Below are 25,792 nucleotides of genomic sequence, written 5' to 3' on the forward strand. Positions count from 1 at the left end.
CGCCGGTCAGGCGCCAGCGGCACCCGGGACGCCGAACACGGCGCTTGTCAGCCACACGAACAGCACGTCGAGGCCGTACACGAGCGCCATCATCACGATGACGAACCCGAGCACCACGGCGGTGAACTTCACGAGTTCCTGCCGCGTGGGCGTCACGACCTTGCGCAACTCCGCGATGACCTGACGGATGAAAAGAGCGATCCGCGCGAAGAAGTTGAGCTTCTTCTCACGGGGCGCGCCGCGGTCTGCGACGATCTCGCCTCTCGCCTCGTCCTGCGTCATCGAACCACCTAGGTCGCTTCTTGTTGCCAGCGTGCGCTGTGCGCAGGGCGGACAGGAATCGAACCTGCAACCTGCGGTTTTGGAGACCGCTGCTCTGCCAATTGAGCTACCGCCCTAAGACCCTCAAGGGATCCGGGATGCGAAACCGACACACTTTCGCCAGGAATCTCTCGGGGAGGGATGCCGCCTGTGCACGGGGCACGGCGAAAGAATGCAGATTTCTCCTGCACGATCCAGTCTATGCCATGTCCCCCGACGTGGCGAACCGCGCCGGGGGATGGACACGACCTAGGCCGTGCGGATGAGCTTCTTGTTCACGAACTCATCGGCCGCGAGAAGGCCCAGCTCCCGCGAGGTGCCGCTGCGCTTGACCCCGCCGAACGGGAGCTCGGGCGAGTCGGCGAGCACGAGGTTGACGTAGACCATCCCGGCCTCGATGCGCTCAGCGATGCGCTCGGCCTGCGCGGCATCCGTCGTGAACACGTAGGAACCGAGACCGAAGCCGGTGTCGTTCGCGATGGCGACCGCCTCGTCCTCCCCCGACACGCGGTACACCGTCGCCACGGGTCCGAAGAACTCCTCACGGTAGGCATCCATCTCGGGAGTGACATCGGTGAGCACCGTGCCCGGGAAGAACGCGCCGTCGCGCGTGCCGCCGACCTCCAGCGTGGCGCCCTGAGCCACCGCGCGCTGCACCTGCTCGTCGAGGCGCTCCGCCGCGGCGAGCGAGGAGAGGGGCCCGAGCACGGTGTCCTCGGCGAACGGGTCGCCGACCTTCGCCTCGCCGAGGGCCGTGCGGAACTTCGCCAGGAACTCGTCGTACAGCTCGTCGACGACGAGGAAGCGCTTGGCGCCGTTGCAGGACTGGCCGTTGTTGTCCAGCCGCGCGTCGGCCGCCGCCTGCACCGCGGCGTCGAGGTCGTCGGTGGAGAGCAGGATGAACGGGTCGGACCCGCCGAGCTCGAGCGCGACCTTCTTGAGGTTGCGACCGGCGATTTCGGCGACGGCCGCGCCGGCGCGCTCGGAGCCGGTCACCGACACACCCTGCACGCGCCGGTCGGCGATGATCGTCGCCGCTTGGTCGTTGGTCACCCGGATGTTGACGTAGGCCCCTTCCGGGAGCCCCGCGTCGCGGTAGATCAGCTGCAGCGCCTCAGCCGACTCGGGGCACTGCGGCGCGTGCTTGAGCAGGATGCTGTTGCCCACCGCCATGTTGGGCGCCGCGAAGCGGGCCACCTGGTAGTACGGGAAGTTCCACGGCATGATCCCCAGCAGCGGCCCGAGGCCCGAGCGGCGGATGACCGCGGTGCCCTCCCCCAGGATGTCGATCGGGGTGTCGCCGGTGATCCGCTCGATGTTGTCGGCGTAGTACTCGGTGATGTCGGCAGCGAAATCCACTTCGCCGAGGGCGGCCTCGAGGGGCTTGCCCATCTCGCGCACGATGATCGCGGCGAGATCGTCGCGGCGCTCGCGGTGCAGCTGCGCGACGCGGCGCAGGGCCTCGGCGCGCTGGGCCGGGGCCGTCCGCGACCAAGCGCGATAGCCGTCGTGCGCGGCGGCGAGGGCGGCCTCGACGCCGGCGTCGGAGAGGGTGTCGTACTCGGCGAGGGTCTCCCCCGTGGCGGGGTTGATGACGGCGTAGTCGCTCATGTGGGCTCCCGTTTTCGTGTCGTGGTCGAAGGTCACTGCGCCAGGTGGCGCGCGCGGCGGGCGCTGGGCGGGGCGTCGGTGGCGAGCGTCTCGCCGCGGAAGAACGCCGGACGGCGGAAGTACTGCACCACCATGATGACCGCCCCGAGCACGATGATGGTCACGCCGAGGACGAACACCAGGCCGACCCCGCCGATCTCCGACCCGCTGCCGTACTCGGGGTTCATGCTGTCGATGAGCGTGGTGACGAAGATCACGGCCAGGATGACACCGCCGACGAGCGGGAACAGGAACGTGAAGAACACGTTGCGCGCGGAGTCGAACCACTGCTTGCGGAAGTACCAGACGCAGGCGAAGGCCGTGAGCCCGTAGTAGAAGCAGATCATGATGCCGAGCGTCAGGATCGTGTCCGAGAGCACGTTGACGCTCACGACGCGCATGACCGCGTAGAAGCCCGCGGCGACGACGGCGGAGACGATCGTGGCGTACCCCGGGGTGAAGAACCGCGGGCTGACCGCGGCGAACTTCGGCGGCAGGGCGCCGTAGTGCCCCATCGCCAGCAGGGTGCGGGCCGGGCCGACGAATGTCGACTGGAGCGAGGATGCCGAGCTGGTGAGCACCGCGAGCGAGACGAAGGCCGCGAAGGGACCGAGGATGGGACCGGCCAGCGCGAAGAACGCGTTGTCCTGGATGTCGGGGTTCCCCAGCCCGAACTCGCCGTCGCCGATGCCGGCGAACATGATCATCGACACCGCCAGCAGCAGGTACAGCGAGACGATGGTGACGACCGTGATGGTCGCCGCCCGCCCGGGCGTCTTCTCGGGGTCCTTCGTCTCCTCGTTCATCGTGAGGGTGACGTCCCACCCCCAGAAGATGAAGATCGACAGCGAGACGCCCGCGGCGAACGCGCTGAACGACGACACCGCGAACGGGTTGAACCACGACCAGTCGACGGGCGTGGGGTCGTAGGCATCCCCGCTCACGACGTGCACGATCGCGACGACCGCGAACACCACGAGCACGATGACCTGGAAGCCCACGAGCACGTACTGCAGCTTCTGGGTGGTCTGCATGTCGCGGTAGGACACCACCGTCGCCCCGAGGACGAACAGCAGGCAGACCGCGATGTTGATGGGCAGGTTGGATGCCAGATCCGCGATGCCGGGCTGCCCGGTCAGCTGCGAGATCAGGAGGAACAGGAAGTCGACGGCGATGCCGGCGAGGTTGGACAGCACGATGACGGTGGCGGCGATGAGGCCCCACCCGGCCATCCAGCCGATCCACGGCCCGAACGCGCGGGCCGCCCAGGTGAACGACGTGCCCGAGTCGGGCATCCGGTTGTTCAGTTCGCGATAGCCGAAGGCCACGAGCAGCATCGGGATGAACCCGACCAGGATGATGGCCGGCACCTGCACGCCGACGGCTCCGACCGTGGGGCCGATCGCGGCGGTGAACGTGTAGGCGGGGGCGATGCACGAGATGCCGATGACGACGGCGCCGAGCAGGCCGATGGTTCCGGCGCTCAGACCCTTCTTCGACAGGCCGCCGGCGTCGCTGCCGGTCGTGGGTGCGGGTGCGGTCATGGCCGCGTTCCTTCCGAGGACGAGACGTCGGCACGACTGCGTGGCACGACGACGAGGGGTACGGGCAGTTCGTGCAGCATCTTCGCCGCGGTCGAACCGAGGAACAGCCGTCGCGGCTGTGCGAGGCGGCTGCTGCCGACCATCACGAGCTCGGCGGGATCCCAGGGCAGGTCGCGCACGGCCTCTTCGATGTCCTCGCCATCGGCGACGAGGACCTCGGCCGCGATGTCGGCGGGCAGCGCGGACTGCGCCTGCGACAGCACGTCCTCGGCGTGGGCGGCCCCGGCGATGCGGATGGCGCCGGTCTGCAGCCCCGGGGGCAGGTCGACCGTGATGAGCGACAGCAGGCGCAGCGGGACGGATGCCGCGGCGGCGAGCGCGACGCTCTCCTCGCGCAGCACGTCGGCGCCGGGACGGCTACCGATCGCGGCGGTGATCCGGCTGATGCCGACCGCCGGGTCGACGCGCCGCGAGCCCTCGGGGGCGAGGACGACGGGGACGTCGGAGGAATGCAAGAGCTCGGACGCGACCGTCCCCAGACGATGCCGGCCGCGGAGACCGCCGTTGGCCGCGCCCACGACGATGTACCCGGCGCCGATCTCGTCCGCGAACGCGACGAGCCCCTCGGCGAACGAGTCGCCGTGACGAAGGTGCTCGCGGTGGGGCACGGCATCCCGGATCACGGTCGCCGCGTCGCCGAGCCACTGCTCGGCCTGCTCGCGGACGAGACGGGCGTAGGAGGCGTCGGGCGGGGTGATGACGCTGCGCGCGTCGTCGGGCAGGACGAGGACGACCTCGAGCGGGGCCTGGATGGCCCGGGCCAGACGGATGCCGAGCGCGAGGGCGTCGGCACCCGTGTCGGTCGCGGTGTATCCGACGACCACCGGCGCGGTCATCGGCGTGCCCGTTCGAGGATCTCGTCGGCGGCACGGCGACCCTGGCGGATCGCACCGTCCACGTGCTGGTAGCCGGCACCGGCCATGTCGCTGCACGCGAGGTGGATCGGGCCGATGGGCTCGCGCAGGTCGGCGCCGTAGCGGTTCAGACCGCCCATGTCGAAGCTCGCGGCGTACGCGCCCCGGGTCCACTCCTCGGTGCCCCAGTCGCTCTCGTAGTAGACGACCGGGTTCTTGGCTTCGGGGCCGTAGTAGTGCGAGAGCGACTCGAGGATGCGCTCCTTGCGCTCCTCGGCGCTGATCTGGAAGAGGTCGTCGGCGTTCTGGTCCGAGACGAAGCCCACCAGGGTGCCGCGCTCGTCGCCGTGGTTGGTGTTGTCGTACGCCTCGTGGGAGAGCTCGTAGGGGCTGAACGCGGTACCCGAGAGCCCCTGCTCGCGCCAGAACGGGCGGTCGTAGACGGCGTGCACCTTGATGACGAAGCCCATCGAGATGTGCTGGTGCATCTGGTGCTGCAAGCGCGGCAGCGGCGGCTCGAACGAGATGCGCGGGTACAGCACGGGCGCGAGCGCGAGGATCGCGAAGCGGGCCCGCACGGTGACGCCGTCGGCGATCACGGTGACGCCCGACGAGGAGGACTTCGCGGCCTCGACACGTGCGGTGAGCGCGCGCAGGTCGTCGACCCGGCGTCCGGTCACCGAATCCGCGGGTCGGTCCGGCGCCACGGACTCGGGCCCCCAGATGATGCGGCGCACGGGCTGGTTGAGCAGCACGTCGTCGCCCAGACGCTCGGCGAGCAGCTCGGGCACCTGCTGCAGACCGCCCACGACGCGCTTGTCGAGGATGAAGTCGGCGTCGACGAGGTGCGAGTACGAGCCCGCGGATGCCGCCATGAGCAGGGACTGCAGGAGAGAGAACGTGTGCGTCGGCTTGGTGAGCATCGCCGATCCGGTGGCGAAGGCGAGATTGCGCACGGCCTCGTCGTCGTCGGTCTGCTCGCGCAGCCACGCGTCCCACGAGATCTTGTCCCACTCCTCGGCCTTCGGGTGCTCCCACGGCTTGTCGGGGTCGATCTCGGCGACCATGGCATCCAGGCGCGCGGTGATCTCGTCGATTCTCGCCTCGGTCTCGGGCGCCACCGGGAACATCTCCCCCGTGAAGCGCTTCGCGACGCCGTCGGGGCCGACGTAGACGCTGTCGCCCTCGCGGTAGCGGCTGAAGGTCGTCAAACCGAGGTCGGCCACGGTGTCGATGAGGGCCTGCTGATCGGGCGAGACCCACTGTCCACCGATCTCGAGCATGGCCCCGTCGACGACGTCGGTCCACAGGCGCCCGCCGACGCGGTCGCGCGCCTCGAGCACGACGACCGACAAACCGGCTTTGCGCAGGTCGTTCGCGGCGGTCAGGCCCGCGGCCCCCGCGCCGATGACGACGACGTCACGCGTGATCTCGTCCATGAAATCTTCTCTCTCTGCGTCGGTGACCCGGATGGTGCGACGAGGGGGCGGCTCGTTCGGGTCGTATGCCGCCCCCTCGGGTCTGGTGTTCAGTGGCGGGCGAGCACGCCGGCCACCACGTCGATGCCCTCGTGGAGGAGGTCGTCCCCGATCGAGAGCGGCGGAAGGAAGCGGATGACGTTGCCGTAGGTTCCGCACGTCAAGACGATGACTCCCTCGGCGATCGCGGCTTTGGCCACAGCCCCGGTGAGGGCGGCGTCGGGAGCGCCCGTGGCCGGGTCGACGAACTCGGCCGCGATCATCGCGCCGCGACCACGGATGTCGCCGATGCGCGGGTCATCCTGCTGCAGGCGGGTCAGGCGCGAGGTGAGGATCTCGCCGATCTCCTGAGCGCGCTCCAAGAGGCCGTCGTTCTCGAACGCGTCGATCGCGGCCAGAGCGGCCGCGCACGCGATCGGGTTGCCGCCGTACGTGCCGCCGAGGCCGCCCGTGTGGGAGGCATCCATGATGTCGGCACGACCGGTGACGGCGGCCAACGGCAGACCGCCGGCGATGCCCTTCGCGGTGGTGATGAGGTCGGGGACGATGCCGAAGAGGTCGGAGGCGAACATCGCGCCGGTACGGGCGAACCCGGACTGCACCTCGTCGGCGATGAAGACGACATCGTTGGCACGGCACCAGTCGACGAGCGCCGGGAGGAAGCCCTCGGCGGGGACGATGAACCCGCCCTCGCCCTGGATGGGTTCGATGAGGACCGCGGCGAGGTTGTCGGCGCCGATCTGCTTCTCGATGATCGAGATCGCACGGGCGGCGGCCTCGGTGCCGGAGAGCCCGTCGCGGAACGGGTACGACATGGGCGCGCGGTAGACCTCCGACGCGAAGGGCCCGAACCCGCTCTTGTACGGCATGCTCTTGGCGGTCAGCGCCATCGTGAGGTTGGTGCGTCCGTGGTAGGCGTGGTCGAAGGCGACCACGGCCTGACGGCCGGTGTGCTTGCGGGCGATCTTGATCGCGTTCTCGACCGCCTCGGCGCCGGAGTTGAACAGCGCGCTCTTCTTGGCGTGGTCGCCGGGGGTGAGGCGGTTGAGCGCCTCGGCGACGCTCACGTAGGAGTCGTAGGGCGCGACCATGAAGCACGTGTGCGTGAACGCGGCCACTTGCTCCTGCACGGCCGCCACGACGGCCGGGTGGGCGTTGCCCACCGTGGTCACGGCGATTCCGGACCCGAGATCGATGAGCGAGTTGCCGTCGGCGTCGACGATGACTCCGCCGCCGGCGGCCACGGCGTGGATCGGGGCGGTGTGACCGACGCCGGCGGAGACGGCCGCGGCTTTTCGCTCGAGGAGCTCGTGCGAACGGGGGCCGGGGATGCTCGTGACCAGGCGGCGCTCCTGAGGGAGGGAGGGTCCGCCGACGGGGGGCGCGGTGACGGTGTGCGGTGCGGTCATGCTCGGGAGCGTAGGGAACGCCACCGCAGCCAGGCACCCTCCGTCCTGTACATTCTGGATACCCGGCTGTACGAGACGTACAGCATGACCTCGCGAAAGCCCTCATGGACGCCACCGACATCCCCACTCTGGGCGCACTGCTGCGCCGCACCGACCTGCACTTGCGCCTCGAGAACGACGACGTCGCCCCCGAGGCGCTCGACCGTCCGGTGCGCTGGGTGCACAGCAGCGACCTCGCCGATCCCACTCCCTTCCTCTCGGACGGCCAGGTGCTCCTGACCACGGGCACCCAGTTCCAGGGCCGGGATGCCACCTCCGCCGAGGACTACGTCCAACGGCTCACGGCCCGCGGCGTCGCCGGTCTCGGCTTCGGTACGGAGGTCGTACGCGACGGCATCCCTCCCGAGCTCGCCGCGGCCTGCCGTGCGGCCGGGCTGGTGCTGTTCGAGGTGCCGTACCGCACGCCGTTCATCGCCGTCGCCCGTGCCAACGCCGAGGCGATCGCCGCCGAGGCCTTCGGCCGCCGCACGTGGGCGCTGTCGGCACAGCGCGCGATCGCGCTCGCGGCACTCCGCCCCGACGGGCTGGGGGCGACCCTCGCCGAACTGGCCCGGCAGCTCGGGACGTGGGTGGGGCTGTACGACGCGGCCGGCGAGCTCACGCGCGAGCACCCCGCCGGCGACCTGGACGCGGCAATGTCGGGCGCGCTGAGCGCCGAGGTCGCCTCGGTGCTGCGGCGCGGAGCGCGCGCGGCATCCTCCCTCCGCATCGGCGGGCGGCCCTTCACGCTCCAGACGCTGGGGCGCGGCGGACACCTGCGCGGCGTCATCGCGATCGCCGCCGGAGAGCTCGATCACGAGGGCCGCGGCGTCGTGACGGCCGTGATCGCGATGGCCGGCCTCGCCTTCGAGCAGCACCAGTGCCTCGGCCGGGCACGGGGGGCTCTGCGTGCGGGGCTCGTGCAGTCCCTCCTGACGGACGACCCGGCCCTCGCGCGCCGCATCGCCCGCGACGCCTGGGGACCGCTGCCTCCGGCCCCGATCGTCGTCGCCCTCACCGACGCGGCCTCGACCCGCAGCGGCGGCCTCGTCGAGCTGCTCGAGCTCCGGGCGGAGGAACGTCGCGGGGCCGTGTTCTTCGGCCGCGCCGACGACGGCGTCGTCATCGTCGTCCCCGCGGATGAGCGCCAGGCGATCGACGAGGCCGCCGAACGGTTCGGGGCCCGGATAGGCGTGTCCGGTCCCACCGGGTACGACCGTTTCGCCGCCGCCGTCGAGCAGGCGCGCGTCGCGCGCGACCGCGGGCGCAGCGCGGTCACGAGCTTCGGCGAGGTCGCGGCCTCGGGCGTGCTGTCGGCGCTCGGTCCCGAGGCGCCGACCCTGGCGGCCGCCGAGCTGGCGCCGTTGACCGCGCACGACGACGCCGAGGGCTCACGGCTCATCGAGACGCTGCGGGCGTGGCTCGATCACGACTGCTCGCACGAGGCGACGGCGCAGTCCCTCGGCGTGCACCGGCACACGGTGCGCACCCGGTTGGCCCTGGCCGAGCGTCTGCTCGAGCGCGACCTCGGCTCGTTCGCCACCCGCGCCGAGCTGTGGGCGGCGCTCCGCGTGCAACAGCCCTGAGCGTCGGCCGTTTCAGGCCGCGCAGCCGCAGCTCGCCCGGACGACGAGCCTCGGTTCGAACACCACGTCGAAGGGGCGGTCGGCGGGGCCTGCGACACCCGCCAGGATCCGGGCCGCCGCGCGCCCCATCGCCTCCATCGGCTGCCGCACGGTCGTGAGCGGCGGGCTGCTCAGCCGGGCCGCGAGCGTGCCGTCGAACCCCGTGACCACGACATCGTCCGGCACACGGAGGCCCTCGGCGGCGAGCGCGTCCAGCACCGCGAACGCGTGCTGATCGGTCGCGCACACGAGGGCGCGCGGCATCCGCCCATCGGCGATGAGCGCGCGCAGCTGCGGGATCAGCTCGTCTTCGCCGCGCACGGTGGCATCCACCACGTCCGGACGCAGCGCGATGCCGAGGTCGGCCAGCCCCGCACGGACACCCGCGAGGCGTTCCGCCGTGTCGGACGACTCGGGACGCCCGACGAAGGCGATGTCCCGGATGCCGTGCTCCCCCGCCAGATGCTCGGCGAGCGCCCGCATGCCGGCGGCGTTGTCCACGCGCACCCGGTGATGATGATCGTCGCCGGGCGCGGCGCTGAACAGCACGATCGGGATGGTCGGGGCGTACCGGGCGAGCGCGGGGGCCGTCTGCGGCGAGGGGAAGATCGCCAGCCCGTCGACGCGGCCGGCGGTGTCGGCGACGGACACATCGGTGCCCGCGCCGCTGCTGAGCATCACGGGGCGGCCCAGGGCCCAGCACTCCAGCTCGAAGCCGCGCTGGACCTCGTCGACGTACAGCGGGAACGCCCGGGGATCGGACAGCACATCGTCGTCCGTCTGGTTCCACGGGATGACGCCGTCGGCATCCAGGCGGGGCGCCGCCAGGCCCGTCAGGGGGGTGGACTGGGCGATGGGGTCGGCGCGCTCGAGCAGCAGGTCGAAGGCGTGCAGACCGAGGGATCCGGTGCGGCCGTGCGCGAGACCACGGGCCGCTGCGCTGGGGGCGTACCCCAGACGCCGCGCGGCCTCGAGCACGCGCTCGCGCGTGGCGTCGCTGAGCTTGTCGGGGCGGCGGAACGCGAACGACACCGAGGCGATCGAGACCTGGGCCTCCTGTGCCACGTCGTAGACGGTCGGTCGTCTCGTCGCGTCCGCTTCGCTCATCGGTGCGCGTACCCCCTCATCGGTTCCGGCTCGTCCTCCACGCCCGCCAGATCGAGTCCGAAGTGCACGGGGAAGACGGGGTCGCCGGTGTCCGACGGTACATCCTCGCGCGAGGCTCGGACGGCATCCATCGACCGCGGGATCTCGATCGGCAGGCGTCCGCGCGGGGCGACGCGCCCCGTCAGGGCGTCGAGCACCGCCCGCGCGGAGCTGCCGTAGTCCGCGACGATCGCCGCGGCGTGTCCCACGAACGGCGTGAGGATCGCCGGACGGTCGAGGTTCACCACGAGCACGAGCGGGCAGGATGCCGCGATCTGCTGCAGCCGGTACACGAGGCCCGGCGCGAACTCGAGGGACCCCTGGTGGAACCACGCCTCGAGGAAGAGGTCGTCGCGGGGGTCGAAAGGCGCGCCGATGCGCACGAGCGCGACATCGGCGACCGCCGGGTCGTCGACGACCGCACCGAGCTCGGCGACGTCCTCGGGGCGGAAGCCCTCGACGTACACCGTGCCGGAGGCGCGCAGCGGCAGGGTCGGAACGCCCACCCGCTCCTCGTTCACCAGCACCGTGAGCGAGCGTGACTGCGCGTGCTCGCCGAGCGCCCGGAACTCGGCGTTGCCGACGATCCGCTCGGCCTCCTCGACGTCGACGTACGGGTCGTCGAACAGCCCGAGGGCGAACTTCACCCGCAGCAGGCGGCGCGCCGAGGCATCGATCCGCTCCTCGGACACCCGACCGGAGCGGACGAGGTCGATGAGCATGTCGACGCACTCCTCGCCGCCGAACTGGTCGGCTCCGGCATCCAGGATCTTCTCCATGCGCTCGATCGCCGTGAGGTGCTCGACGCCCCAAGCGCGCGCGGGCAGCACCTGATCGCCGACATGGTTGTCGTTGACGAGCTCCCAGTCGGTCACGACGACGCCGTCGTAGCCGAGCTGCTCGCGCAGCAGGCCCGTGACGATCTGCCGGTTGTACCCGAAGCCGACCTCCTCGATCGGCTCGCCGTCGAGCTGCAGGCCCACGGGCATGCCGTAGTACGGCATCATCCCTGCGGTGCCGCGGCGGATCGCCTCACGGAACGGCTCGAGGTGGTAGTCGAACAGACCGCCGGGGTACACCTGTTCACGGCCGTACGGGAAGTGCGCGTCCTCGCCGCCCTGCTGCGGGCCACCGCCCGGGAAGTGCTTCGTCGTGCACGCGACGCTGTCGGGTCCGAGCTCCTCGCCCTGGAACCCTCGCAGGTACGCCGCCGTGAACTCCGCCACGCGAGCGGCATCCTGTCCGAAGGTCTGCGCCTGACGCCCCCACCGCGGCTCGGTCGCCAGGTCGATCTGGGGGTGCAGCGCCGCGCGGATGCCGACGGCCCGGTACTCACGGCGCGCGACCTCGGCGAATTCGCGCACCGTCTCGACGTCGTCGAGGGCCGCGAGCCCGAGGCCCTCGGGCCACTGCGAGAACGGCCCGGCCGAGAACGCGACTCCGGTGTTCTCGACGAACGCGTGACGCGGATCGGTGCTGATCGTGACCGGGATGCCATGGGGGGTGGTCTCGGCCAGCGCCTGCAGCCGGTTGTTCCACTCGGCGGCCTGGCGGGCGGTGCGGATCGCGTGCACGTTGAAGTGCGTCATGTTCTTGCCGACGACGACGGTCGTGGTCGGCGACTTCGAGATCTTGCCCGGCGCCTCCAGCAGCTCGCCGTCGTCGCCGACCTCGATGACGGTCTGGAACATCAGTCCACACTTCTCTTCGAGGCTCAGCCGCCCGAGGAGGTCCTCGGTGCGCACGTCGGCGCCGAGACGCGGGTCCTCGTACGGGTCCATCACGCCGTTTCCGTTGAGGTCGCGGAAGCGGGTGCCGTCGGAGGAGGTGAGGTGGCGGGGGGTCATGGCATCCTTTCGGATCGGTCGCGGGGTCACTTCAGGCCGGTCGAGGCGATGCCCTGGATGAAGTACCGCTGCAGGAAGACGAAGAGCAGGATGATCGGCGCGATCACCAGCACCGAGCCGGCCAGGAGCAGGCCGTAGTCGGTGGCGTTCTGACCGGTCGAGTACAGCGACAGCGCGACGGGCAGGGTGTACTTGCCCTGCGTCTGGGCCGCCACGAGGGGCCAGAGGAAGTTGTTCCACGACGCCAGGAAGGTGAGGATGCCGAGGGTCGCGAGCGGCGGGCCGCACAGGGGCATCACGATGCGGGCGAAGATGCGCAGCTCCCCCGCGCCGTCGATGCGCGCGGCCTCGAGCAGTGGATCCGGGATGCCGAGCATGAACTGCCGCATCAGGAACACGCCCAGCGGCGTCGTGACGAACGGCAGGATCAACGCGGCGTACGTGTCGACGAGGCCGATCGAGGAGACCATCACGAACAGCGGCACGAACGTCACGACGCCCGGGACCATGAGTGTCACCATCACGACGACGAACAGGGCCTTCTTACCGGGGAAGTCCATCTTGGCCAGGGCATACCCGACCATCGAGCAGAAGACGAGGTTGCCGGCCACGGTGACCACGGCCACGAGGAGGCTGTTGCCGAAGAACTGGCCGAAGTTCAACTGTCCGAACCAGGCGGCGAAGTTCTCCCACGTGAACTCCTGCGGCCACCACGTGGGCGGGCGCTGCAGGATCTCGCGCTGGGTCTTGACCGAGCCCAGCAGCATCCAGACGAACGGCACGATCCACACCAAGAGCCCGAGGACCAGGACGGTGTAGGTGAGCGCGCGGCCGGGGGTGAGGCGGTTCTCGGAGCGACGGCGTCGGCGCGGCGGCTCGACGGTGTCGGCGACGACGGCCGGAGCCGTGGGGGACGTGAGTGTCATGGCATCCTCCCTCAATCCTTCGAGCGCAGCAGCCGGAACTGCAGCAGGCTGAGCAGCGCGATCGCGAGGAACAGCAGGTAGCTGGCCGCCGAGGCGGTGCCGTACTGACCGAAGCCGAACTGCTTGAACGTGTAATAGGCCACCGAGAGAGTGGAGTTGAGCGGGCCGCCCTGCGTCATCACGAAGGCCTCCTCGAAGAACTGCAGGAACCCGACCGAGATCAGCACGGCGCCCAGCAGCAGGGTCGGCCGCAGCAGCGGCAGGGTGACCGAGGTCAGGCGTCGCCACGCGGAGGCGCCGTCCATGAGGGCCGCTTCCTTCACATCGGTAGGAATCGCCTGGAGCCCCGCGAGGAAGATCACCATGAGCGTTCCGACGTTGCGCCACACCGCCATCGCGATGAGCGAGGGGAGCGCCGTCGAGGTGTCGTTGAGCCAGTCCGGACCCTGGATGCCGATGACCGCGAGGGCCGAGTTCAGGAGCCCCTCGGGCTGGAGGATATAGCGCCAGACGACGGCGACGGCGACGATGCTCGTCACGACGGGGGCGTAGAAGCCGACCCGCAGGACCGACACGATGCGACCGCGGCTGGCGTTGAGCGCGAGCGCCAAGGCCAGCGCGATCGCCATGGTCACCGGGATGCCGACCACCACGAACGTGGCGGTCACCCCGAGCGAGGTCAGGAAGACGGGGTCGCCGAGCACCGCGGCGTACTGCTCGAGTCCGATGAAGTTGACCGAGAACGGCGAGCGGATGTCGCGCGCGCGGAAGTCGGTGAACGACATCGCGAACGATCCGACGATGGGGACGACCATGAACACCGCGAAGACGGCGACGAACGGCAGGGCGAAGCCCCACGCGACCCATCCCTGACGGCGGCGCCGGCTTCCTGCGCCGCCCGCCCGGGCGCGACCGGGGACGCCGCGCGTCCCGGTCGCGCCCACGACTGCCTGGGTCATGGCCTCAGCCCAGACCCAGCGAGTCGGCGGTCTTCTGCAGGTCGGCCAGGCCGTCCGCCGGGGTCAGCTGACCGAGGCGGATCTTCTCCAGCATCCCGTCGCCCGCCGCGGCGACCTGCACCCAGGTGGTGACGGCGGGCACCGGCTGGGCGGTCTCGAGCTGCGTGCCGAAGGCGGCGAGGGTCTTCGACGACGACAGGGCGTCGGACTTCCAGGCATCCTGCACGGCCGGGAGGTCACCGGTCGCCTCGTACCAGGCTGCCTGGGTGCCGGGCTCGGTCAGCCACTGCACGAGCTTCCACGCGCTGGCGGCATTGTCGGAGTTGTCGAACACGGCGAGGTTCGCGCCGCCGCTGAACGAGGTGGACGACTTCTTCGCGGGCAGCACGGCGGTCGAGATCTTGTCGCCGAAGCCCTCGCCGCCGAGGTCGTTGAGCAGACCGATGAACGCCGGTCCGTCGATGAACATCGGTGTGGCGCCCGAGACGAAGTCGGCCTCCTGAGCACCCGCCGAGCGGTCGGCCGCGGGGTTGGCGACACCGTCGGTGTAGAAGCTCTGGTAGTACTCGAGCGCCTCGGCCATCTCGGGGGTGTCGAGGGTCCAGTTCGAGCCGTCCTCCAGCTCTGCGCCGTTGGACCACGGCATCCACAGGTTCCCCTGGAACGAGTCGTTGCCGGCGGGAAGACGGATGCCGTAGTCGGCGCCGCCCTTCGACTGCATGTCGGCGGCCATCTGCTTCAGTTCGTCCCACGTGGTGGGCGCCTGGTTCCAGCCGGCCTGAGCGGCGATATCGGTGCGGTAGTACAGCACGCGGGTGTCGACGTACCACGGCACGCCGGTCGCACGGTCGTCGATCTTCGTCGAGGCGACCGCGCCGGGGAAGATGCCGTCGGTGGAGAGATCAGTGGGCACGGTCTGCAGCGCGTCGCCGAAGTCCGCCATCCAGGTCGAGCCGACCATGGCGAGGTCGGGGGTGTTGCCGCCGGCGATCGCCGTCTGGAACTTGCTGTACGCGGCATCCCACGGCACGGGGGTGACCTCGACCGTGACGCCGGGGTTGGCCTCTTCGAACGTCTTCACGAACTCGGGCAGCGCCTCGCCCTCGGCACCCATCGCCCACATCGTGAGGGTGCCCTCGGCCTTCGCGTCGCCGATCGTGGACGCTTCGGCTGCTCCGCCCCCGGTGTCGGAGGGGCGTCCGCACCCGGTCAGCACTATCGCGGCCGCCGCGACGACGGCGACGGCACTCCATCGGGTCTTTCTCATGGTGTTCCTCCTCGAACGGGCGCCCCACATCGGGCGCGGTGTCGTCGGCTATTTAAGCGCATAACTTGCGACGCGGCAACCCGGTGCCCGCCGAACGCCCGAACGGCACGGACCCGGATGCCGGAGCCTCAGTCCGGCGGCTCCAGATACCCCCGCACGAACTCGGCGAAGTGCGCCGACATGTCGACGGACTCGTCGAGCAGCCACTGCTCCTGGAGGCCGTCCATCACGGCGCTCAAGAGCCGCGCCGCCCGGTCGGGATCGATGTCGGGGCGCACCTCCCCCGCCGCTTGACCGGCCCGCAGCAGTTCCGCGGCGCGGGCGGCGCTCTCCCGGTAGCGGGCGGCGAAGGAGGCGTGCGCCGGATGCTCGGGATCGCTCGCCTCGGCGACGACCACCGTGTACAGCGAGGTGAGGCCGCGGGTCGTGGCGTTGTGGGCGACGACCTTCGCCATCTGTTCGACGAGCGTGTGCTCGGCCGGGTCGCCGGCGGCCGCGCGGACGCGCTCATCGCGCTGCCGCAGCACCTCGGTGAAGAGCTCTTCCTTGGTCGCGAAATGGTGCAGCACACCGGCGGGGGTCAGCCCCACCCGCTTCGCCACCTCGCGCAGCGAGCCGCTGGTCACCCCCGAGCGCCCGAACACCAGCACGGCCTCATCGACGATGCGCTGGCGCCGTACCTGGCCCTTCGCGTAGCTGCCCCGAGGAGCGCGCGGCATCCCGTCCCCCGTCATCCGGGTCTCCCTCCGCACGCACCGATGCCCGGTCCCGTGAGGGTACCGGGCATCGACGCGGACGCGTGCGATCAGGGCCGACGGTCGCCCCAGGACGAGCCGAAGACCTGCTGCTCCATCGCGGGACGCAGCCGCTGCTCCATCTCGTCGTCGACGAAGTAGTCCTTCAGCGTGTCGCCGGTCAGTGCGTTGCCGATGGCCGCCATGATCATCGACTGATCCAGCGACAGGTACCGCTCGGCGACGGTGTCGCTCTTCACGGCGACAGCGTCGTAGAACCCGCCCGGCCCGTACGCGCCGAGCTTCTTCTCGATCCCGCGCAGGTTCTTCAGCACGCCGGGACGGTCGTACGGCAGCGCGAGGAACGCCGCGTGCGGTGTCACCACGCCGTCACCGAAGGTCGGGTCGGGGTTCGTTCCTTCGGTGCAGCCGGGGCGGTCGATGTCGACGTTGGTCTTCTCGGCATCCGAGGTGTACCCGTCGGACCGGATGCCGGCGATGTCGACGCCGTACTCCGCGTACCCGCCGAACGGGTTGCTCGCGGGCGAGAAGCCCCAGTAGCCGTAACCGGCTTCGCGGAGGCCATGGCGCTTCTGAACTTCGACGGTGATCGGGTGGTTCTTCGCCCACGAGTGCGGGCCCCACTCGGTCTCGGGGACGAGCAGGTCGGGCATGAGCGACTCGAACATGCTCCCACCCCAGCTCGGCACGAACGACATGCCGTCGTAGGAATACACGCCCTCATAGACGTCGAACCCGTCGTAGGTGCGCGTTGCGCCCGTCGGCAGCTGCTCCTGCCAGGCCCAGTCGCAGCCCGCGGGCATCGTGCGGTGCGTGCCTGAGAGCGCGGTCGCCGGGATGCCGCCCTCGGCGATGCCGAGGTACGTGGCGATGCGACTCTCGCTCACGGTCGTGTCGTAGTGGTGGCACGTGTAGAACGCCTGCTCGCCACTGCCGTTGTACATCGGGGCCGGGACGGCGCAGCCCTCGCCGGGAGGTGCCTCCCAGAAGCCGCCGCGGTTGGTGCCGGCGGGCAGCCCCGGCGCACCGGCGGTGTCGAAGAACGCCGAGAAGTCCATCGAGCGATACAGCGCATCGGCGCGGTCGGCGAGCGTCGGCTCGGCCTCGCGGACGATGCGCAGCGCCGCGGCGAGCCACCCGTTGTCGACCGTGCTCAAGAACGGGTGGATGACCTCGCCCGAGGTCGGGAAGATGTCGAGCTTCGCGCCCGTCTCCGGCGAGTACCAGTTGTAGTACATGCCGCTGCCGCCGTTGCGCTCCATGCGCTCGAGGGTCGAGACGGTCGCCGCGAGACGGTCGCGCGCCTCGTCGGCGCCGATGATGCCGAGGTCGCGCGCGGTGACGGTCGACCACAGATATCCGCCGATGTTGGTCGGCGAGGTGTAGCCGGATGCCGTCGCAGGGTCCAGTTCGCCACCGATGTTGTCGTCGGGCAACCCCGTGTTCGCATGGGCCATCGCCGCCATCGACGTCCAGGTGTCGGCGGCGTAACGCTGCAGCTCGCGCGAGCCGGGGCCGGCGTGCCCGGGGCCGCCGGCGTGCGGGGGCGGTCCCGCGTGCGGGGGCGGTCCCGCGTGCGGAGGCGGTCCCGCGTGCGGAGGCGGAGCGGCGACGGCGGGTGACGCGACGGCGAGTCCGCCGACGACGAGTCCGACGATCGCGGTGGATGCCAAGCGGGTGTGCTTCATGACGGGCTCTCCTCATCGAAAGCGCTCCGGGGGGGATGGAGCTCGGTGCCCAAAACCTTACATGCGTACGGTTTATTCGCAACCGCATCGTCCCCGGCATCGCCGCGCACGCCGAGCGCTCACGTTCGAGCCGAGGACCCACGTTGTGGACGACCGGATCGTGGGCGCTCGACCGGATCGTGCGCTCTCGACGGCCGATCCTCGCCTCACTTCGGCGCGTGCGCCTCGAGGAACTCGTACACCTCGGTCGTGTCGACGCCGGGGAACGCGCCCGTCGGCAGGGTCGCAAGCAGCGTCCGCGGCGTGCGGACGTTCGGCCACGCGTTGTCGCGCCACGCCGTCTCGAGCTCCGCGGGAGGGCGGCGGCAGCACACTTCGACCGCGTGCCGCGAGACGCCACGGTTGGGGGTGTCGCGCCCGCGGAACCACTTCGTGTCGTCGAAGCGCACCCCCACGCTCACCGAGTGCGCACCCTCGCTCGACTGCTCCACGCGGGCGGTGCACCAGTACGTCCCGTTGCCGGTGTCGGTGTACTGGTAGTACGGGTTAAAGCGGTCGTCCTCGTCGAAGACGACGCGGCTCGTCCACCGGCGGCAGCACATCTGCCCCTCGATCGACCCGAGCCGGTCGGTCGGGAAGTTCACGTCGTCGTTCTCGTATGCCTTGGTGATCGTGCCCGATTCGTGCACCTTGAGGAAGTGCACGGGGATGCCGAGATGCACCGTCGCGAGGTTGGTGAACCGGTGCGCCGCGGTCTCGTACGACACCGAATACGCGTCGCGCAGGTCCTCGATGCTGAGCGAGCGACGCGCTTTGGCCTCCTTCAGGGCGGCCACGACGTGCGCCTCGGGGAGGAGCAGGGCACCGGTGAGGTAGTTCGTCTCCACGCGCTGCCGCAAGAACTCGCCGTAGCTCGTCGGCTCGCGGTGCCCGAGCATGCGGCTCGACAGCGCCTGCAGGACCGCGGCACGCGGGTCGCCCTTGGCCACGCGCGTGGACAGGTACAGCCGGCCGTTCTTCACGTCGGCGATGCTGCGGGTCGTCTGCGGCAGGTCGGGCACGTAGTGGAGCGAGAACCCGAGGTACGCGGCGATGTCGCTCGCGGCGCGCTGCGTGAGCGGACCGCCCGGGTGGTCGACGGCGGTGAGGATCTCGGATGCCGTGCGCTCGAGCTCCGGGAAGTGGTTGTCCTGCGTGCGCATGAGTCGCCGCAGCGCGACGTTGGCGCGTCGCGCCTCCTCCGGGGTGGCGGAGCGTTCGTCGCGGAGCCGCTCGATCTCGGCCTGCAGGGCGAGCATCGCGGCGAGCGCCTCGTCCGGCACGGTCTTGCCGACGCGGAACGGCGCGATGCCGAGCGCCTGGAACGTCGACCCGCGCATCGCGCGTTCGACCGCGACTTCGAGGGAGGCACGCTCGTCGAGCGGCTCGGCATCCAGGAGCGCGTCCAGGCCCGTGCCGAGGGCCCGCGCGATGGCCTGCAGCAGGGTGAGCTTCGCTTCGCGGCGGCCGTTCTCGATCATCGACATCTGACTGGGCGCGCGACCCACCGCCGCGGCGAGGTCGTCGAGCGTCAGCCCGCGGGCCGTGCGCAGCTGACGGATGCGCTTGCCGATCGTGAGAGCGTCCACCCCCTCATCGTCGGGGGCGTCGGCGGGGTCGATCAGGGAGACACCGGTGTCCATGTCGCGATGATCTCACCAGAACGGAAGAACGGTCAATCTTCACACCGAGAATCCTCGGATCGAGCCGGATTCTTCGCCCACAGTGGTCTCCACGGGCACCGAAGCCCGCGACCCGAAGGAGGACGACATGACGATCCAGGCCACCCCCGCCCAGCCGCCCCTGCGCCCCGGCGACCAGACCGAGACCGCCGATGAGATCCGCGCCTCGTGGGAGAACGACCCCCGCTGGGACGGCATCGAGCGCACGTACTCGGCTGACGACGTCGTCCGCCTCCGCGGCAGCGTCCGCGAGGAATCGACCCTCGCCCGCCGCGGGGCCGAAAACCTCTGGAACCTCCTCCACACCGAGGAGTACGTCCGGGCCCTCGGCGCGTACACCGGCGGTCAGGCCGTGCAGCAGGTGCGCGCGGGGCTGAAGGCCATCTACCTTTCGGGCTGGCAGGTCGCCGCGGACGGCAACCTCGCGGGGCAGACGTACCCCGACCAGAGCCTGTACCCCGCCAACTCGGTGCCCGCCGTGGTCCGCCGCATCAACAACGCGCTGCTCCGTCAGGACCAGATCGAGCGCGCCGAGGGCGAGATCACGCAGGACTGGCTCGCCCCGATCGTCGCCGATGCCGAGGCCGGCTTCGGCGGACCGCTGAACGCGTTCGAGCTGGCGCAGTCGCTCATCCAGGCGGGGGCCGCCGGCATCCACTGGGAGGACCAGCTCGCGAGCGAGAAGAAGTGCGGCCACCTCGGCGGCAAGGTGCTCGTCCCCACGCAGCAGCACATCCGCACGCTCAACGCCGCGCGTCTCGCCGCCGACGTCGCGGGGGTACCCACCGTCATCATCGCCCGCACCGACGCGCTCGCCGCCGACCTTCTCACGAGCGACGTCGACGAGCGCGACGCGGAGTTCCTCACCGGCGAGCGCACGAGCGAGGGCTTCTACCGGGTGCGCCCGGGTCTGGATGCCGTCATCGCCCGCGGTCTCGCGTTCGCCCCCTACGCCGACCTGATCTGGGTCGAGACGGGAGAGCCGGACATCGAGCTCGCCCGCGCCTTCGCCGAGGCGATCCACGCCCGCTACCCGGGCAAGCTCCTCGCCTACAACTGCTCGCCGAGCTTCAACTGGAAGCGTCACCTCGACGACGAGCAGATCGCCACGTTCCAGGCCGACCTGGCCGCTCTCGGCTACGCCTTCCAGTTCATCACGCTGGCCGGCTTCCACGCCGTGAACCATTCGATGTTCGACCTCGCCCGCGGCTACGCCGAACGCGCCATGAGCGCGTATGTCGAGCTGCAGGAGGCCGAGTTCGCCGCCGAGGCCGTCGGCTACACCGCCACCAAGCACCAGCGCGAGGCGGGCACCGGCTACTTCGACGTCGTCTCGACCGCGCTCAACCCCGACAGCGCCACGCTCGCCCTCGCCGGCTCCACCGAGACCGCGCAGTTCCACTGACACTTCTCCCCTTCCAGAAAGCCACGATCATGACCCTCATCGGCTCACCGCCCACCACCGACGACCGACGGATGCCGGAGCCCTCGGCATCCACTCCCGCTCCGCACCTGCGGGTCGAACGCCCCCTCGAGGGACGCGACGGCGAGATCCTCACCCCCGCCGCCCTCGCCTTCGTCACCGAGCTGCACGACCGTTTCGGCCGTCGACGCCACGACCGGCTCGCCGCGCGCCTGCGCGGACGCTTCGAGATCGGCAACGGCGAGGACCCGCACTTCCGCGCCGAGACCGCGCACATCCGTGAGGACCCGTCGTGGCGCGTGGCGGGGGCCGGCCCCGGCCTCGAGGACCGCCGCGTCGAGATCACCGGCCCCACCGACCCCAAGATGACGATCAACGCGCTCAACTCCGGCGCGCGGGTGTGGCTGGCCGACCAGGAGGATGCCACCTCCCCCACGTGGCGCAACGTCATCGGCGGCCAGCTGTCGCTGTTCGACGCGATCCGCGGGCAGCTGAGCTACACCAGCCCCGAGGGCAAGGAGTACCGCGTCACCGCCGAGCGCACCCCCACGATCGTGATGCGCCCGCGCGGCTGGCACCTGCCCGAGAAGCACATCACCGTCATCGACCGCGCGGGCCGCGAGCTGCCGGCATCCGGTTCCCTCGTGGACTACGGCCTGTACGTCTTCCACAACGCCCACGCGCTGATCGCCGCGGGCCGCGGACCGTACTTCTACCTGCCGAAGATCGAGTCCGCCGATGAGGCACGACTGTGGGACGACGTCTTCTCGTTCACGGAGGAGCGCCTGGGCCTCGCCCATGGCACGATCCGCGCGACGGTGCTCATCGAGACGCTGCCCGCCGCGTTCGAGATGGAGGAGATCCTCTTCGCCCTCCGCGACCACTGCGCGGGCCTGAACGCCGGCCGGTGGGACTACATCTTCTCGATCATCAAGACCTACCGCGGTCGCGGCGCCCGGTTCGTGCTGCCCGACCGCAGCGAAGTGACGATGACGGTGCCGTTCATGCGGGCGTACACCGAACTACTGGTGCGCACGTGCCACAAGCGCCGCGCCTACGCGATCGGCGGCATGAGCGCCTTCATCCCCAACCGCCGCAAGCCCGAAGTGACCGAGGCGGCGTTCGAGAAGGTCGCGGCCGACAAACGCCGCGAGGCCGGCGACGGCTTCGACGGCACCTGGGTGGCCCACCCCGACCTCATCCCGGTGGCGCGGGCCGAGTTCGACGCGGTGCTCGGCGACGGCGTCAACCAACTGCACCGCACCCGCGACGAGGTGTCGGTCGAGGCCGGGCAGCTGCTCGACCTGAGGATCGGGCTCCCCATCACGGCCGCCGGCGTGCGCGGCAACGTCGCGGTGGCGATCCGGTACATCGAGGCGTGGCTGCGGGGCCTCGGAGCCGTCGCGATCGACGACCTCATGGAGGATGCCGCGACCGCCGAGATCTCGCGCTCGCAGATCTGGCAGTGGATCCACCAGGACCGCTCCACCGATGACGGCACGCTCATCACGCGCGAGTACGTCGAATCGCTGCTGGACGAGGTGCTCGCCGAGGCGGCCCGGTTCGAGGGCGACCGCTTCGACGACGCCGCCGAGGTGTTCCGCGAGGTGGCGCTGCGCGAGGAGTTCCCGGCGTTCCTGACGCTGCCCGCCTACGCGAAGTACCTCGACTGATCGGCGACGGAAGGGCCGGGGCCGCGTGCTCCGGCCCTTCCGCGCGTCTGCCGCGTGCGCGGCCCTTCCGCGCGTCTGCCGCGTGCGCGGGCCTACTCGCGGCCGGGGTCGAGCGGCGCGAAGCGGCGCACGCTCGCGCGCGACGTGAGCCGCGAGGCCGCCAGCGAACCGGCGACGGCGAGGAAGATCGGCAGCAGCAGGTCGAAACCGGTCGCGGTGAACTCGATCACGAGCACGATCGCCGTCAGCGGGGCACGCATGGTGGATGCCAGGAACGCCGCCGCCGCGACGATCGCGAGGGCGGTTCCGTCGGCCCCGGGCCACACGTACGCCCAGCCTGCGGCCGCGGCTGCGCCGAGCGCGACCGAGGGCTGCAGGGTGCCGCCGACGGCACCGGAACCGAGCGAGACGACCGTGGCGACGTACTTCAGCAGCGCGAGCAGCAGCAGCATCAGCGCGGGCTGCGAGAGGTCGAAGCCCGCGGTGGCGAGCGCGCGGCCGTTGCCGAGGATGAGCGGGAAGGCTGCGCCGAGCGCGCCGACGGCGGTGAAGGCGACCGGCAGCGCGACCAGGAGCTTCCACCCGGTCGGGCGGAACGCTGCCAAGCGCGCGGTCACAGTCGAGAAGCTCGTCGCCGCCCACCCCAGGAGCGGACCGAGGAGGATCGCCGCGACCAGCAGCGACGGGCTCACCTCCACGGCGGGCACCTGATAGAGCGCGACGTCCCCGACGAGCGGGCGCGCCACGATCGTCGCGATCGCGCTGACGGTCAGGGCGACGACCGCGGCGCCGACGCTGAACTGCGCCAGCAGGATCTCGATCGCGAAGACCGCACCCCCGAGCGGGACGTTGTAGACACCCGCGAGACCCGCGCCCGCCGCCGCGGCGATGAGGATGCGCCCCCATCTCGCGTCGAGGCGGAACCAGCGCACGATCTTGGATCCCGCCATCGAGGCGAGCTCGCGAGGGGCGACCTCTTTGCCGATCGAGGCGCCGAGGGCGACCGAGCCGACCTGGATGACGGTGTCGGCCAGCGTCTCCCACCACGGCATGTGCGCCCCGGCGACACCCTGCTCGACGCTGGCGATGCGTCGCCCGAAACGGCGCAGCAGGTACCACCCGAGCGCCGCGACGACACCGGCACCGCCGACCGTGACGATCGGAAGCCACCACACGCGGGGGGATGCGAAGCCGTCGAGGAACGGCCCTTCTTCGTGCCCCCACACGAGGTGCTCGATGGTGTGCACGATCCAGACCAGCAGCAGCACCGCCAGTCCTGTCGCGACGCCGACGATCAGGGTCGCGAGCCCGAGGCGGAACAGGATTCCGAGTCCGCGGCGGTGCGCGCGCGTGCGCTCGGGGGCGGGGGCTGTCACGCCGCCACGCTAACGCACCGTGCGGGAGCGTCCGGACACGCGCTAGCGTGACCGCATGAGCTCCCCCTCGGCGGCAGAACAGCGGGCGACCGACTCTCTCGGCATCGTCGCCGTGATCCTCGCGGCTTTCGTGCTGCTGCCCGTCCTGATGATCTTCCTCATCGGCCTCGCCCCCGGGATGAACGCGATCTGGTGGCTCGGGATCGTCCTGCTGCCGATCATGGCGTTCCTGGGGATCGTCGCCCTCGTCATCGGTGCGGTCGGCATCGTGCGGCGGGTGCGCCGGCACCGCACCCCGGTCCTGTCGATCGTCGGCGCGGGGCTCGGGCTGCTGCTCGTCCTGCCGGGCGTGTGGGTGCTCTTCAGCACGACCCTGTAACGGGGGCCTGGGCGCCCACGGCATCCCGGGCGCGCCGAGTAGGCTCTGTGCCGTGACCGACCGCGCACCGCTCTCCCGCAAGCTCTCCGCCATCGCCGAATCCGCGACCCTGAAGGTCGACGCCAAGGCGAAGGCCCTGAAGGCCGCCGGCCGCCCCGTCATCTCGTATGCGGCCGGTGAGCCCGACTTCGCCACTCCCTCGTTCATCGTGGATGCCGCCGCCGAAGCGCTGCAGAACCCCGCGAACTACCGCTACACCCCTGCGGCCGGGCTTCCCGTGCTGCGCGAGGCGGTCGCCGCGAAGACGCTGCGCGACTCGGGACTCGAGATCGCCCCGTCGCAGGTGATCGTCACCAACGGTGGCAAGCAGGCGGTGTACCAGGCGTTCCAGACCGTGGTGAACCCCGGCGACGAGGTGCTGCTTCCCGCCCCGTACTGGACGACCTACCCCGAGGCGATCGCCCTCGCCGACGGCATCCCCGTCGAGGTCTTCGCCGGCGCCGACCAGGACTACAAGGTCACCGTCGCGCAGCTCGAGGCGGCCCGCACCGACAAGACGACCGTGCTGGTGTTCGTCTCGCCCTCGAACCCCACCGGTTCGGTGTACACCCCCGAAGAGACGGCCGAGATCGGCCGGTGGGCCCTCGAGCACGGCATCTGGGTCATCACCGACGAGATCTACCAGAACCTCACGTACGAGGGCGTCCGCGCCGTCTCGATCGTCGAGGCCGTGCCCGAACTCGCCGGCCAGACGATCCTGGTCAACGGGGTCGCGAAGACGTACGCGATGACCGGGTGGCGCGTGGGCTGGATGGTCGGACCGGCGGATGCCATGAAGCTCGCGGGGAACCTCCAGTCGCACCTGTCCAGCAACGTCAACAACATCGCGCAGATCGCCGCCGCGGCAGCCCTGAACGGTCCGCAGGACGAGGCGGAGCAGTTCCGACAGGCCTTCGACCGCCGCCGCCGCCTCATCGTGTCGGAGCTGGCGAAGATCGACGGCGTCGAGGTGCCGAACCCCCTCGGGGCGTTCTACGTCTACCCCGACGTGCGGGGCCTGCTGGGCCGCGAGTGGGAGGGCGTCACGCCGACGACCTCACTCGAGCTGGCAGACCTGATCCTCGAGAAGGCCGAGGTCGCGGTGGTACCGGGCGAGGCGTTCGGCCCGAGCGGTTACCTGCGTCTGTCCTACGCCCTCGGTGACGCCGAGCTCCTGGAGGGCGTCCACCGCCTCCAGCGCCTCTTCTCCTCAGCGCGAGCCGCGTGAGGGGTCAATTTCTGTCGCTTCGGAGCGCCGCAAGCGACAGAAATTGACCCCTCGCGCGGGGGCTGTGGAGACGCGCGGCGCACGGCACGCCGGGAGCGACAGGATGGAGGATGCCTTCGTCGCCCCAGTCCCGCGCGCCCTCCCCGGCGTTCACGATCACTGAAGCCGAGTCGGCGGGGCTCTCGCCCAGCACGCTGCGATCCGCGGCGTGGAGTTCGCCGTTCCGCGGGATGAGAGTGGTCCCGGGAAGCCATGACGAACGCCAGCGCGTGGGCGCGCTTCTCCGGGCACTGCCCGACCTTGCATTCTGCTGCGGGCCGACGTCCGCCGTTCTTCAGGGCCTCCCGCTGCCCTGGACGTTGGCCGCGAGCGCCCTGGACACACC

At 70.7% G+C, this 25,792-nt stretch carries 20 protein-coding genes and 1 tRNA gene; 5 read left to right on the forward strand and 16 right to left on the reverse strand.

Translation table 11 applies throughout. From position 1 onward, the window contains the following. Positions 1 to 6: 6 nt before the first annotated feature. The 7 genes from secE to gabT all read right to left on the reverse strand — a co-directional run bounded on the left by secE (position 7) and on the right by gabT (position 7,316). The gene (secE, locus tag AC3E6M_RS11905) at positions 7 to 282 is read right to left on the reverse strand and encodes a preprotein translocase subunit SecE (RefSeq protein ID WP_138176283.1); all 276 of its coding nucleotides are present in this window, start codon (positions 280 to 282) and stop codon (positions 7 to 9) included. A 43-nt stretch (positions 283 to 325) separates the two neighbouring features. Next, positions 326 to 398 (reverse strand) — tRNA-Trp (locus AC3E6M_RS11910). A 172-nt stretch (positions 399 to 570) separates the two neighbouring features. After that, positions 571 to 1,932 (reverse strand): NAD-dependent succinate-semialdehyde dehydrogenase, encoded by a 1,362-nt coding sequence (locus tag AC3E6M_RS11915; protein ID WP_490530020.1) that lies wholly within the window; start codon positions 1,930 to 1,932, stop codon positions 571 to 573. A gap of 32 nt (positions 1,933 to 1,964) precedes the next feature. After that, the gene (locus AC3E6M_RS11920; RefSeq protein WP_138176279.1) at positions 1,965 to 3,515 is read right to left on the reverse strand and encodes an APC family permease; all 1,551 of its coding nucleotides are present in this window, start codon (positions 3,513 to 3,515) and stop codon (positions 1,965 to 1,967) included. Further along, positions 3,512 to 4,411, reverse strand: a complete 900-nt coding sequence (locus tag AC3E6M_RS11925) for a universal stress protein (RefSeq protein WP_138176277.1) — start codon at positions 4,409 to 4,411, stop codon at positions 3,512 to 3,514. Before AC3E6M_RS11925 ends, AC3E6M_RS11920 begins: the two co-directional genes overlap by 4 nt. Beyond that, positions 4,408 to 5,901 (reverse strand): flavin monoamine oxidase family protein, encoded by a 1,494-nt coding sequence (locus AC3E6M_RS11930; protein WP_289508584.1) that lies wholly within the window; start codon positions 5,899 to 5,901, stop codon positions 4,408 to 4,410. Before AC3E6M_RS11930 ends, AC3E6M_RS11925 begins: the two co-directional genes overlap by 4 nt. Before the next feature lie 56 nt (positions 5,902 to 5,957). After that, a complete protein-coding gene (gene gabT / locus AC3E6M_RS11935; protein WP_490530022.1) occupies positions 5,958 to 7,316 on the reverse strand; it encodes a 4-aminobutyrate--2-oxoglutarate transaminase in 1,359 nt (452 codons plus the stop codon). 104 nt (positions 7,317 to 7,420) lie between these two features. Here gabT and AC3E6M_RS11940 point away from each other — a divergent pair, with 104 nt between their 5' ends. Further along, a complete protein-coding gene (locus AC3E6M_RS11940) occupies positions 7,421 to 8,941 on the forward strand; it encodes a PucR family transcriptional regulator (RefSeq protein ID WP_490530023.1) in 1,521 nt (506 codons plus the stop codon). A 12-nt stretch (positions 8,942 to 8,953) separates the two neighbouring features. Here the strand turns inward: AC3E6M_RS11940 and AC3E6M_RS11945 are convergent, their stop codons facing one another. The 8 genes from AC3E6M_RS11945 to AC3E6M_RS11980 all read right to left on the reverse strand — a co-directional run bounded on the left by AC3E6M_RS11945 (position 8,954) and on the right by AC3E6M_RS11980 (position 19,250). Further along, positions 8,954 to 10,087 carry a LacI family DNA-binding transcriptional regulator gene (locus AC3E6M_RS11945; RefSeq protein WP_490530024.1) on the reverse strand — a complete coding sequence of 378 codons (1,134 nt, stop codon included), beginning with the start codon at positions 10,085 to 10,087 and terminating at the stop codon, positions 8,954 to 8,956. Continuing rightward, a complete protein-coding gene (locus tag AC3E6M_RS11950) occupies positions 10,084 to 11,973 on the reverse strand; it encodes a glycoside hydrolase family 3 protein (protein WP_490530025.1) in 1,890 nt (629 codons plus the stop codon). The genes AC3E6M_RS11945 and AC3E6M_RS11950 overlap by 4 nt, the downstream gene beginning before the upstream one ends. A gap of 26 nt (positions 11,974 to 11,999) precedes the next feature. Next, entirely contained in the window at positions 12,000 to 12,899 is a 900-nt protein-coding gene (locus AC3E6M_RS11955; protein WP_490530026.1) for a carbohydrate ABC transporter permease, read from the reverse strand. 11 nt (positions 12,900 to 12,910) lie between these two features. Further along, on the reverse strand, positions 12,911 to 13,858 hold the full coding sequence (locus AC3E6M_RS11960; protein WP_138176263.1) for a carbohydrate ABC transporter permease: 948 nt from the start codon (positions 13,856 to 13,858) through the stop codon (positions 12,911 to 12,913). A gap of 4 nt (positions 13,859 to 13,862) precedes the next feature. Then, positions 13,863 to 15,125 carry an extracellular solute-binding protein gene (locus tag AC3E6M_RS11965; protein ID WP_138176261.1) on the reverse strand — a complete coding sequence of 421 codons (1,263 nt, stop codon included), beginning with the start codon at positions 15,123 to 15,125 and terminating at the stop codon, positions 13,863 to 13,865. A gap of 128 nt (positions 15,126 to 15,253) precedes the next feature. After that, entirely contained in the window at positions 15,254 to 15,859 is a 606-nt protein-coding gene (locus tag AC3E6M_RS11970) for a TetR/AcrR family transcriptional regulator (RefSeq protein ID WP_490530027.1), read from the reverse strand. A gap of 71 nt (positions 15,860 to 15,930) precedes the next feature. Further along, positions 15,931 to 17,568 (reverse strand): glucoamylase family protein, encoded by a 1,638-nt coding sequence (locus AC3E6M_RS11975; RefSeq protein ID WP_490530028.1) that lies wholly within the window; start codon positions 17,566 to 17,568, stop codon positions 15,931 to 15,933. 206 nt (positions 17,569 to 17,774) lie between these two features. Continuing rightward, positions 17,775 to 19,250 (reverse strand): helix-turn-helix transcriptional regulator, encoded by a 1,476-nt coding sequence (locus tag AC3E6M_RS11980; protein WP_138176255.1) that lies wholly within the window; start codon positions 19,248 to 19,250, stop codon positions 17,775 to 17,777. A 127-nt stretch (positions 19,251 to 19,377) separates the two neighbouring features. Here AC3E6M_RS11980 and aceA point away from each other — a divergent pair, with 127 nt between their 5' ends. Next, positions 19,378 to 20,694, forward strand: a complete 1,317-nt coding sequence (aceA, locus tag AC3E6M_RS11985; RefSeq protein WP_394529677.1) for an isocitrate lyase — start codon at positions 19,378 to 19,380, stop codon at positions 20,692 to 20,694. Positions 20,695 to 20,723: 29 nt separating this feature from the next. Continuing rightward, positions 20,724 to 22,385 carry a malate synthase A gene (aceB, locus tag AC3E6M_RS11990; RefSeq protein ID WP_490530029.1) on the forward strand — a complete coding sequence of 554 codons (1,662 nt, stop codon included), beginning with the start codon at positions 20,724 to 20,726 and terminating at the stop codon, positions 22,383 to 22,385. 92 nt (positions 22,386 to 22,477) lie between these two features. On the opposite strand, the gene AC3E6M_RS11995 is transcribed toward aceB, so the two are convergent. Then, positions 22,478 to 23,761 carry a chloride channel protein gene (locus AC3E6M_RS11995; RefSeq protein WP_490530030.1) on the reverse strand — a complete coding sequence of 428 codons (1,284 nt, stop codon included), beginning with the start codon at positions 23,759 to 23,761 and terminating at the stop codon, positions 22,478 to 22,480. A gap of 55 nt (positions 23,762 to 23,816) precedes the next feature. Here AC3E6M_RS11995 and AC3E6M_RS12000 point away from each other — a divergent pair, with 55 nt between their 5' ends. Next, complete coding sequence (locus AC3E6M_RS12000; RefSeq protein ID WP_138177781.1) at positions 23,817 to 24,140, forward strand: hypothetical protein; 324 nt, start codon at positions 23,817 to 23,819, stop codon at positions 24,138 to 24,140. A gap of 52 nt (positions 24,141 to 24,192) precedes the next feature. Next, positions 24,193 to 25,407 carry a pyridoxal phosphate-dependent aminotransferase gene (locus AC3E6M_RS12005; RefSeq protein ID WP_490530031.1) on the forward strand — a complete coding sequence of 405 codons (1,215 nt, stop codon included), beginning with the start codon at positions 24,193 to 24,195 and terminating at the stop codon, positions 25,405 to 25,407. Positions 25,408 to 25,792: the final 385 nt, after the last annotated feature.

Source organism: Microbacterium sp. SCPM-O-B-15248 (M128) (assembly GCF_058214835.1).

Bases quoted from the DNA above. Each gene is read 5' to 3' on its own strand.
- secE (WP_138176283.1), bottom strand. From the start codon at position 282: ATGACGCAGGACGAGGCGAGAGGCGAGATCGTCGCAGACCGCGGCGCG.
- AC3E6M_RS11915 (WP_490530020.1), bottom strand. From the start codon at position 1,932: ATGAGCGACTACGCCGTCATCAACCCCGCCACGGGGGAGACCCTCGCC.
- AC3E6M_RS11920 (WP_138176279.1), bottom strand. From the start codon at position 3,515: ATGACCGCACCCGCACCCACGACCGGCAGCGACGCCGGCGGCCTGTCG.
- AC3E6M_RS11925 (WP_138176277.1), bottom strand. From the start codon at position 4,411: ATGACCGCGCCGGTGGTCGTCGGATACACCGCGACCGACACGGGTGCC.
- gabT (WP_490530022.1), bottom strand. From the start codon at position 7,316: ATGACCGCACCGCACACCGTCACCGCGCCCCCCGTCGGCGGACCCTCC.
- AC3E6M_RS11940 (WP_490530023.1), top strand. From the start codon at position 7,421: ATGGACGCCACCGACATCCCCACTCTGGGCGCACTGCTGCGCCGCACC.
- AC3E6M_RS11945 (WP_490530024.1), bottom strand. From the start codon at position 10,087: ATGAGCGAAGCGGACGCGACGAGACGACCGACCGTCTACGACGTGGCA.
- AC3E6M_RS11950 (WP_490530025.1), bottom strand. From the start codon at position 11,973: ATGACCCCCCGCCACCTCACCTCCTCCGACGGCACCCGCTTCCGCGAC.
- AC3E6M_RS11955 (WP_490530026.1), bottom strand. From the start codon at position 12,899: ATGACACTCACGTCCCCCACGGCTCCGGCCGTCGTCGCCGACACCGTC.
- AC3E6M_RS11960 (WP_138176263.1), bottom strand. From the start codon at position 13,858: ATGACCCAGGCAGTCGTGGGCGCGACCGGGACGCGCGGCGTCCCCGGT.
- AC3E6M_RS11965 (WP_138176261.1), bottom strand. From the start codon at position 15,125: ATGAGAAAGACCCGATGGAGTGCCGTCGCCGTCGTCGCGGCGGCCGCG.
- AC3E6M_RS11970 (WP_490530027.1), bottom strand. From the start codon at position 15,859: ATGACGGGGGACGGGATGCCGCGCGCTCCTCGGGGCAGCTACGCGAAG.
- AC3E6M_RS11975 (WP_490530028.1), bottom strand. From the start codon at position 17,568: ATGAAGCACACCCGCTTGGCATCCACCGCGATCGTCGGACTCGTCGTC.
- AC3E6M_RS11980 (WP_138176255.1), bottom strand. From the start codon at position 19,250: ATGGACACCGGTGTCTCCCTGATCGACCCCGCCGACGCCCCCGACGAT.
- aceA (WP_394529677.1), top strand. From the start codon at position 19,378: ATGACGATCCAGGCCACCCCCGCCCAGCCGCCCCTGCGCCCCGGCGAC.
- aceB (WP_490530029.1), top strand. From the start codon at position 20,724: ATGACCCTCATCGGCTCACCGCCCACCACCGACGACCGACGGATGCCG.
- AC3E6M_RS12000 (WP_138177781.1), top strand. From the start codon at position 23,817: ATGAGCTCCCCCTCGGCGGCAGAACAGCGGGCGACCGACTCTCTCGGC.